Source organism: Cognatilysobacter lacus (assembly GCF_008274655.1).
Taxonomy (GTDB): domain Bacteria; phylum Pseudomonadota; class Gammaproteobacteria; order Xanthomonadales; family Xanthomonadaceae; genus Cognatilysobacter; species Cognatilysobacter lacus.
The window spans coordinates 24590-33100 of record NZ_VTRV01000011.1 but is presented as its reverse complement, the minus strand read 5'-3'; the positions used below and the strand labels follow the sequence as shown (position 1 = coordinate 33100).

Annotated in this window: 4 protein-coding genes and 1 riboswitch; of the genes, 3 read left to right on the top strand and 1 reads right to left on the bottom strand. The window is 66.6% G+C overall.

Features of this window, described 5'->3' with window-relative positions; genetic code table 11:
- On the top strand, positions 1-1970 hold a 1970-nt coding region (locus tag FW784_RS02130), incomplete at its 5' end, for a M2 family metallopeptidase (protein ID WP_149351710.1).
- 40 nt (positions 1971-2010) lie between these two features.
- Here FW784_RS02130 and FW784_RS02125 read toward each other — a convergent pair.
- Entirely contained in the window at positions 2011-3264 is a 1254-nt protein-coding gene (locus tag FW784_RS02125) for a multidrug effflux MFS transporter (RefSeq protein ID WP_149351709.1), read from the bottom strand.
- Positions 3265-3394: 130 nt separating this feature from the next.
- On the opposite strand from FW784_RS02125, the gene FW784_RS02120 reads away from it, so the two are divergent.
- Together FW784_RS02120 and gcvP are read left to right on the top strand one after the other, a co-directional pair.
- Positions 3395-5194, top strand: a complete 1800-nt coding sequence (locus FW784_RS02120; protein ID WP_235893538.1) for an ABCB family ABC transporter ATP-binding protein/permease — start codon at positions 3395-3397, stop codon at positions 5192-5194.
- Positions 5195-5359: 165 nt separating this feature from the next.
- Positions 5360-5474: riboswitch (glycine riboswitch) on the top strand.
- 147 nt (positions 5475-5621) lie between these two features.
- Complete coding sequence (gene gcvP, locus FW784_RS02115) at positions 5622-8507, top strand: aminomethyl-transferring glycine dehydrogenase (protein WP_149351707.1); 2886 nt, start codon at positions 5622-5624, stop codon at positions 8505-8507.
- The last annotated feature ends 4 nt before the right edge of the window (positions 8508-8511 follow it).

The window sequence follows — 8511 nt, the reverse complement described above, 5'->3', positions numbered from 1 at the left end:
AGGCGCCCCCCGGCGCGACCGCGACCACCGGCAGCCCGGCCGCTGCCGTCGCGCCCGCCAACGAAACCGCCGACCAGTTCATCGCGCGCGTCAACGACGAATACCGCAAGTCGTACCCCGAACTGACCTCCGCGCAGTGGCTGTCGTCGACGTACATCAACGAGGACAGCGAGCTCGTCTCTGCAAAGGCGAACGAGCGCTACCTCGCGCAGCTCAACGGATGGATCGAGCAGTCGCGCAGGTTCGAGGGGCAGAAGATGTCGCCCGACACCGCGCGCGCGATCTCCCTGCTCAAGCTGCAGGCGGCGATGCCACCGCCGAAGGATCCTGCGAAACTCGCCGAGCTCACCGCCATCGCGACGCGGATGGAAGGCGCGTACGGCAAAGGCGAGTACTGCAAGGGCGAAGGCCCGGCGAAGAGTTGCCGACAGCTCGGTGACCTCGAGGACGTGCTGGCCAAGAGCCGCGACTACGACGAACAGCTCGATGCGTGGCAGGGCTGGCATTCGACCGCCACCTCGCAGCGCAAGGACTATTCGCGTTTCGTCGCGCTGATCGACGAGGGCGCGCGCGACCTCGGCTACGCCGACGCCGGGGAGCTGTGGCGCTCCGGCTACGACATGACCCCCGCGGAGCTGTCGGCCGAAACCGATCGCCTGTGGGGCCAGGTCAAGCCGCTGTACGAGCAGCTGCATTGCTATGCCGGCACCAAGCTCGACGCCAAGTACGGTGCGCAGCGCGGACATGTCGCGGGCCACATGCTGCCGGCGCACCTGATGGGCAACATGTGGCAGCAGGACTGGAGCAACCTCTGGGACCTGATGGCGCCGTATCCGAACGCGGGCAGCCTCGACGTCAACGCGGCGCTGCAGGCGCAGTACCAGAAGAACCTGTCGGCCGAGAACGCGAAGATCACCGGCGAGCGTTCGCCCGCCGCTCTCGCGGAGGCCGAACAGACCGCGCTGCTGGCGACCGCCAAGCAGATGAACGAGCGCGCGCAGGATTTCTACACCTCGCTCGGCATGCCGAAGCTTCCCGCGAGTTACTGGGAGCGCACGCAATTCATCAAGCCACGCGATCGCGACGTGGTCTGCCATGCGTCCGCGTGGGACATGAACATGGCGGGCGACGTACGCACGAAGACGTGCACCAAGCCCGCCGAACAGGACTTCACGACGATCTACCACGAGCTCGGCCACGTGTATTACTACCTGGCCTACAACAAGCTGCCGCCGCTGTTCCAGGCAGGTGCGCACGACGGCTTCCACGAGGCGATCGGCGACACGATCGTGCTGTCGATGACGCCGGCCTACCTGCACACGATCGGCCTGGTCGACCAGCCGCAGGTAAGCAACGAAGCGGTCCTCAACGCGCAGATGCGGATGGCGCTGACGAAGGTCGCTTTCCTGCCGTTCGGCCTGATGATCGACCGTTGGCGCTGGGGCGTGTTCGACGGCTCGATCAAGCCCGACCAGTACAACAAGGCGTGGTGGGACCTGAAGGCGAAGTACCAGGGCGTGGCCCCGCCGACCCCGCGCGGCGAGGACTTCTTCGATGCCGCAGCGAAGTACCACGTTGCGGCGAACACGCCTTACACGCGCTACTTCCTCGCGAACATCCTGCAGTTCCAGTTCTACAAGGCGCTGTGCGACGCGTCCGGCTTCAAGGGCCCGCTGTACGAGTGCAGCTTCTATGGCAACCCCGAGGCGGGCCGCAAGTACTGGGCGATGCTTTCCAAGGGAGCGAGCCAGCCCTGGCAGAAGACGATGAAGGAGCTCACCGGCGGCGAGAAAATGGATGCCTCCGCAGTGCTCGAATACTTCGCGCCGCTTCAGCAGTGGCTCAAGCAGCAGAACGAGGGCAAGACCTGCGGTTGGCAGGCCGATGCGGCGACGTCCGCCCCGCCTGCGCCGGCGGCGTCCCCCGTGGCGCCGGCACCGCCGAAACCCGCGGTGCCCGCGAAAGCGTGATCCCGAAGGGCCGGCGAATCGCCGGCCCTTTTTTGGCCTGTCAGGTAGGCGGCAGGTCGGCGCCGTCGCAGCGGAACCCGTTGCGACGGGACACGGCGACTTCCCATTGCCAGAAGCCGAACGCGACGAGCGTCATCGCCGACGCCGCATAGGCAAGCCAGCGCACGTGGTGCGAGATCAGCGGCGACAGAACCCCCGCCACGAGCGCATTCATGACCAGGCTGGTGAACGCCTGCAGGGACGACGCCGAACCGCGCTGTCGCGGATACATGTCGAGGATCGCGAGCGTCAGCACCGGGAACACGAGTGCGATGCCGAACGCATGCAGGCTCATCGGCACCAGCGCCCAAGGGACGCTCGGCACGGGCACCACGATGTTGTAGATCACGTCGTAGAGCATCGCGATGCCGCTGGCGGCGAATCCGATGCGCACGAGGCGATCGCCACCGAGCCTGCCCGCCGCCCGTCCCGAGACGAACGCGCCGAGGATCATTCCGCCGATCGTCGGCACGAAGAACCACGCGAACTGCGTCTGGTCCAGATGACGACCGCGCAGCCGCAGCAGCTCCAGAACGAACACCGGCGCGGACGCGATGTACAGGAACAGCGCGGAGAAGTTGAACGCCGCCGCCGCGGCCAGCCGCTGGAAGCGCGGGTTGACGAAGATCGCCGCGTAGTCCCGCAGGAGGGAGCGCGGCACCAACGGCAATCGGGACGCAGGCGGATGAGTCTCCGGCAATACGAGCCACGCTGCGGCAACGAGCACCAGCGCGAACACGACAAGGAACCAGAAGATCATCGGCCAGCGGCTCCAGCCCAGGATCCAGCCACCGATGACGGGAGCGATCGCCGGCGCGATCCCGAAGATCATGGACACCTGGCTCATCAGCCGCTGTGCGTCGTGGCCTTGCAGCACGTCGCGGATCACGGCCCGTCCGACGATCAGCCCGACGCCGGACGACAGCCCCTGCAGTGCCCGGAACGCCAGCAGCGTCGGCAGGTCCCTCGACAACGCGCAACCGGCCGATGCCGCCGCGAACACGAGCAGGCCACCCAGGATCACGCGGCGTCGGCCGACCGCGTCGGACAGCGGTCCGTGCACGATGCTCATCAGTGCATACGCGATCAGGTACACGCTGATCGTCTGCTGCATCGCCACTGGATCGGCGCCGAGTTGCACGCCGATCGACGGGAACGCCGGGAAGATGGTGTCGATCGAAAACGGGCCGAACATCGCCAGGCCCCCGAGCAGCAAGGCGAGACGGCGCGTCGAGAGCCGGGCGGCGGGCGTCATGGGGCGGCGTCGATACGGCGGGCTAGGGTAAACGCAGCGACCTCGTGCCGCCCGGTTAACGCCGTCCGTGGAACGGGCCATCGGCTCCGCGCGGGTTGTTCGGGTGGCAATGCGGGCTTACGTTGGGTGGATGACTTCTCCATCCCCCCTGAGCGTCGCCGCGCGCGGCACGCAGCGCAGCGACCTCGGCATCCTCCGCGCCCTGCTGCCCTACCTGAAGCCGCACGTGGCGCGCATCGTCTTCGCGATCGCCTGCCTGCTGGTGGCCAAGCTGCTCGGGCTCACGGTACCGATGCTGCTCAAGCACATCGTCGACTCGCTCGACATCCAGCCGAGCCTGCGCGCGCTTCCGGTGCTGCTGCTTGTTGCTTACGGCGCGGCGCGCGTCGGCGTGAACTTCTTCACCGAGCTGCGCCAGGTGGTGTTCGCCCGGGTGATGGCACGCACCGCGCGCGAGGTGACGCTCAAGGTGTTCCGCCACCTGCATGCGCTGAGCCTGAAGTTCCATCTGTCACGGCGAACCGGCGGCGTCTCGCGTGACGTCGAGCGCGGCGGAACCGCGATCACCGACCTGCTCGACTGGACGATCTACACCATCATCCCGACGATCCTCGAGGTGTCGCTGGTCACCGGTTATCTCGTTTATCGCTACGGATGGACGTTCGGTGCGATCACTCTGCTCACGCTGGCCGGTTACATCGGCTGGACGTTCGCCGTGACCGAGTGGCGCACGCGCTACTACCGCGCGAAGGTCGAGGCCGACACGAAGGCGAACGCGCGCGCCGTCGATTCGCTGCTCAACTACGAGACGGTCAAGTACTTCAACAACGAAGAGCACGAAGCCACGCGCTACGACGAGAACCTGCGCACCGTTGAAGAGGCGACGGTGATGAGCCTGAAGTCGCTCGCGGTGCTCAACGTCGGACAGACCATCGTCGTCTCGCTCGGCGTCACCGCGCTGATGTGGCGTGCGTCCGCCGGCGTGGTGGCCGGGCAGTTCAGCATCGGCGACCTGGTGCTGGTCAACGCCTACCTGCTGCAGCTGGCGGCGCCGCTCAACTACCTCGGGATGATGTATCGCGAGATCAAGCAGGCGTTCACCAACATGGAGCGCCTGTTCGGGCTGCTGGACGAGAAGCTCGACGTGCAGGACAGCCCTGGCGCGGTGCCGCTCGCCACCCGCAGGGCGCACGTGCGCTTCAACGACGTGCATTTCGCCTACGACCCGCGACGCGAAATCCTCAAGGGCGTGGACTTCGAGATTCGTCCCGGCCAGACGGTCGCCGTGGTGGGCCATTCGGGTTCCGGCAAGTCGACGCTCGCGCGGCTCCTGTACCGCTTCTACGACCCCGACGGTGGTGGCATCAGCATCGATGGACACGACCTGCGCGATCTCACGCAGGGATCGGTGCGCGCCGCGATCGCAACGGTGCCGCAGGACACCGTGCTGTTCAACGACACGATCTACTACAACATCCTGTACGGGCGCCCCGATGCGACGCGCGAGGAAGTCGAGGCGGCCGCGCAGGCGGCGCACATCCACTCCTACATCATGGCGATGCCCGACCGCTACGAGACGGAAGTGGGCGAGCGCGGCCTGAAGCTATCGGGCGGCGAGAAACAGCGCGTCGCGATCGCCCGCGCGTTGCTCAAGAACCCGGCCATCATGATCTTCGACGAAGCCACGTCCGCGCTCGATTCGCGTTCGGAAAAGGCGATCCAGGCCGAACTGGAACGAATCGCCGAAGGCCGCACGACGCTGGTCATCGCCCACCGCCTTTCGACCGTGATGAACGCCGATCGCATCCTGGTGATGGATGCAGGGCGAATCGTCGAGCAGGGAACGCACGAAGATCTGGTCGCGTCGCTCGGGCATTACGCCCAGCTCTGGCAGCTGCAGTTGCAGGCGGCCGACGAAGCGGCAGCCTGAACCGCTTCGTCAAACGCACGGAGACCTGAACCGGGCGCGGTCGGGCTGCGGCCGGCCCGGTGGGCGGGCTACAATCGGCGCCGAAGCAACCGGTGGGAGAAGCGGGTTCGCCCCGCTGCCGAAGGCGCAATCGCCCGGAATCGCTCAGGCCCCCACACCGCCGGCTGCACACACTCTGGAGAGATCGGCCTGCCCTCGGGCAAGCGCCGGCGCCGAAGGGGCAAGACGCGCGGCGTTCTGGCGCGTCCAAACTCTCAGGCAGAAGGACAGAGGGGGCAAGCGGGGCTTTCCAGCAGCGTGAGCTGCGCGCCCGCGAGCGCACGTCGGCCGTGAGGCCGGCGGGCTGGTGGTCGACGTGCGGCGCAGGCCGTGGCGATCACCTAGGCACCCCCTCCCGCGGCCGCAGCGCCGTGCCAAGACCTTCGCCATGACCAAGCCCGCCTCCCTTCGCACACTCGAGCACCACGACGGCTTCATCGAGCGCCACATCGGCCCGAACGATGCCGAGATCGCGCACATGTTGCGCACCGTCGGTCACGACTCGCTTGAATCGCTCACCGACGCCATCGTTCCCGGCTCCATCCGTTCGACGCACCCGCTCGCGCTCGCCGAGCCGATCACCGAGGTCGAGGCGCTGGCCGCGATTCGCCGCATCGCCGACCGCAACACCGTCTTCCGCAGCTTCATCGGCCAGGGCTATTACGGCACGCAGACGCCGAACGTCATCCTGCGCAACATCCTCGAGAACCCCGCGTGGTACACGGCATACACGCCGTACCAGGCCGAGATCTCGCAAGGACGAATGGAAGCGCTGATCAACTTCCAGACGATGGTCGCCGACCTCACCGGCATGGAAATCGCGAATGCCTCGCTGCTGGACGAGGCCACGGCGGCAGCCGAAGCGATGACGCTGGCGAAGCGCTCGGCCAAGTCGAAGTCGAACGTCTTCTTCGTGTCGAACGGCGTACACCCGCAGACGATCGAAGTGCTGCGCACGCGCGCCGAGCCGCTGGACATCGAACTGGTCATCGGTGACGACGCGCAGGCGATCGACACGGACGCCTTCGGCATCCTGCTGCAATACCCCACCACGTTCGGCGAAATCCGCGATTACCGCGCACTTGCCGACGCTGTGCATGCGCGCGGTGGGCTGGTGTCGGCGGCAACTGACCTCCTCGCGCTCACGTTGATAGCGGCACCTGGTGAATGGGGGGCGGACATCGTCGTCGGCAACAGCCAGCGCTTCGGCGTGCCTTTCGGGTTCGGCGGTCCGCATGCGGCGTTCATGGCCTGCCGCGACGCGTTCAAGCGCTCCATGCCGGGCCGCCTGATCGGCGTCTCGCTCGATGCCGAAGGCAAGAAGGCCTACCGCCTCACGCTGCAGACCCGCGAGCAGCATATCCGTCGCGAAAAGGCGACCAGCAACATCTGCACTGCACAGGTACTTCTGGCAGTGATGGCGAGCATGTATGCCGTGTATCACGGTCCGGACGGGCTCACGCGTATCGCCCGCCGCGTGCATCGTCTCGCCGCGATCCTGGCCGCGTCGCTGCGCGCGGCGGGCCGGAGCGTCGGCGGCAACTTCTTCGACACCCTGCACGTCACCGACGTGGACGCGAACTCGCTGCATGACGCGGCGGTCGAGGCCGGCATCAACCTGCGCGCGATCGATGGCGGCAGCGTCGGCATCAGCCTCGACGAAACCACGACCCGCGAGGACGTCGTCGCCCTTGCCCGCCTGTTCGGCGCGGAGATCGCGGATATCGACGCGCTCGATGCCGCGACCGACGATGCGCTTCCGCAAGCCCTGGGGCGCACCTCTTCGTTCCTCTCGCATCCGGTGTTCAACACGCACCACAGCGAGCACGAACTGCTGCGCTACATGCGCATGCTGTCCGACAAGGACCTCGCACTCGATCGCACGATGATCCCGCTGGGCAGCTGCACAATGAAGCTCAATGCCACCGCGGAGATGATCCCGGTGACGTGGCCGGAGTTCGCGAACATCCACCCGCTGGCGCCCGCCGACCAGGCCGCCGGTTACCTCGAGCTCATCACCACGCTGGAGCAGATGCTGGTCGAGATCACCGGCTACGACGCGGTCAGCCTGCAACCGAACTCCGGCGCGCAGGGCGAGTACGCGGGCCTTCTGGCGATCCGTGCCTACCACCGCTCGCGTGGTGAGCCGCATCGCGACATCTGCCTGATTCCGGAATCCGCGCACGGCACCAACCCGGCGTCCGCGCAGATGTGCGGGATGAGCGTCGTCGTCACCAAGTGCGATGCCAACGGCAACGTCGACGTCAACGACATCCGCGCCAAGGCCGAGAAATACAGCGATCGCCTTGCCGCGATCATGATGACCTACCCGTCCACGCACGGGGTGTTCGAGGAAGACGTGGTGGAAATCTGCGAGATCGTGCACCAGCACGGCGGGCAGGTTTACACCGATGGCGCGAACATGAATGCGCTGGTTGGCGTCGCCAAGCCCGGCAAGTGGGGATCGGACGTCAGCCACCTCAACCTGCACAAGACGTTCTGCATTCCGCACGGCGGCGGCGGCCCGGGCGTCGGCCCATGCGCTGTGAAGTCGCATCTGGCGCCGTTCCTTCCGCGCGTGTTCGGTGGCGATGGCGATGTCGGCATGGTGTCGGCGGCGAGCTTCGGCTCCGCCTCCATCCTTCCGATCAGTTGGATGTACATAACGATGATGGGCGCCGAAGGGCTGCGTCGCGCGACGCAGGTGGCCCTGCTCAACGCGAACTACATCGCCAGGCGCCTCGAGCCGCACTACCCGACGCTGTATTCGGGCCGCAACCACCTCGTTGCGCACGAATGCATTCTCGACCTGCGCCCGATCAAGGACGCCACCGGCATTTCGGCGGAAGACGTCGCCAAGCGCCTCATCGACTTCGGTTTCCACGCGCCGACGCTGAGCTTCCCGGTTGCGGGCACGCTGATGGTCGAGCCGACCGAAAGCGAGTCGCTGCACGAGCTCGACCGATTCGTCGACGCGATGATCCAGATCCGCGATGAGATCCGCGCGGTCGAGGACGGACGCATGGACAGCGAGGACAATCCGCTGCGCCACGCCCCGCATACCGCGACGATGGTCGCGGGCAGCGAGTGGACGCATGCATATCCGCGCGAACTCGCGGCATTCCCGCTGGCGGTACTTCGCCAGCACAAGTACTGGCCGCCGGTGGCGCGCGTCGACAATGTCTACGGCGACAAGAACGTGTTCTGTTCGTGCGTGCCGATCGAAGCGTTCGATGGCGAACCGGAGGCGTTCAGCGAACCGAACGTCATGTAGGCTC

What these genes read in the sequence shown, in the direction of transcription:
- FW784_RS02125 (WP_149351709.1), bottom strand. Translation starts at nt 3,264, where the DNA reads ATGACGCCCGCCGCCCGGCTCTCGACGCGCCGTCTCGCCTTGCTGCTC.
- FW784_RS02120 (WP_235893538.1), top strand. Translation starts at nt 3,395, where the DNA reads ATGACTTCTCCATCCCCCCTGAGCGTCGCCGCGCGCGGCACGCAGCGC.
- gcvP (WP_149351707.1), top strand. Translation starts at nt 5,622, where the DNA reads ATGACCAAGCCCGCCTCCCTTCGCACACTCGAGCACCACGACGGCTTC.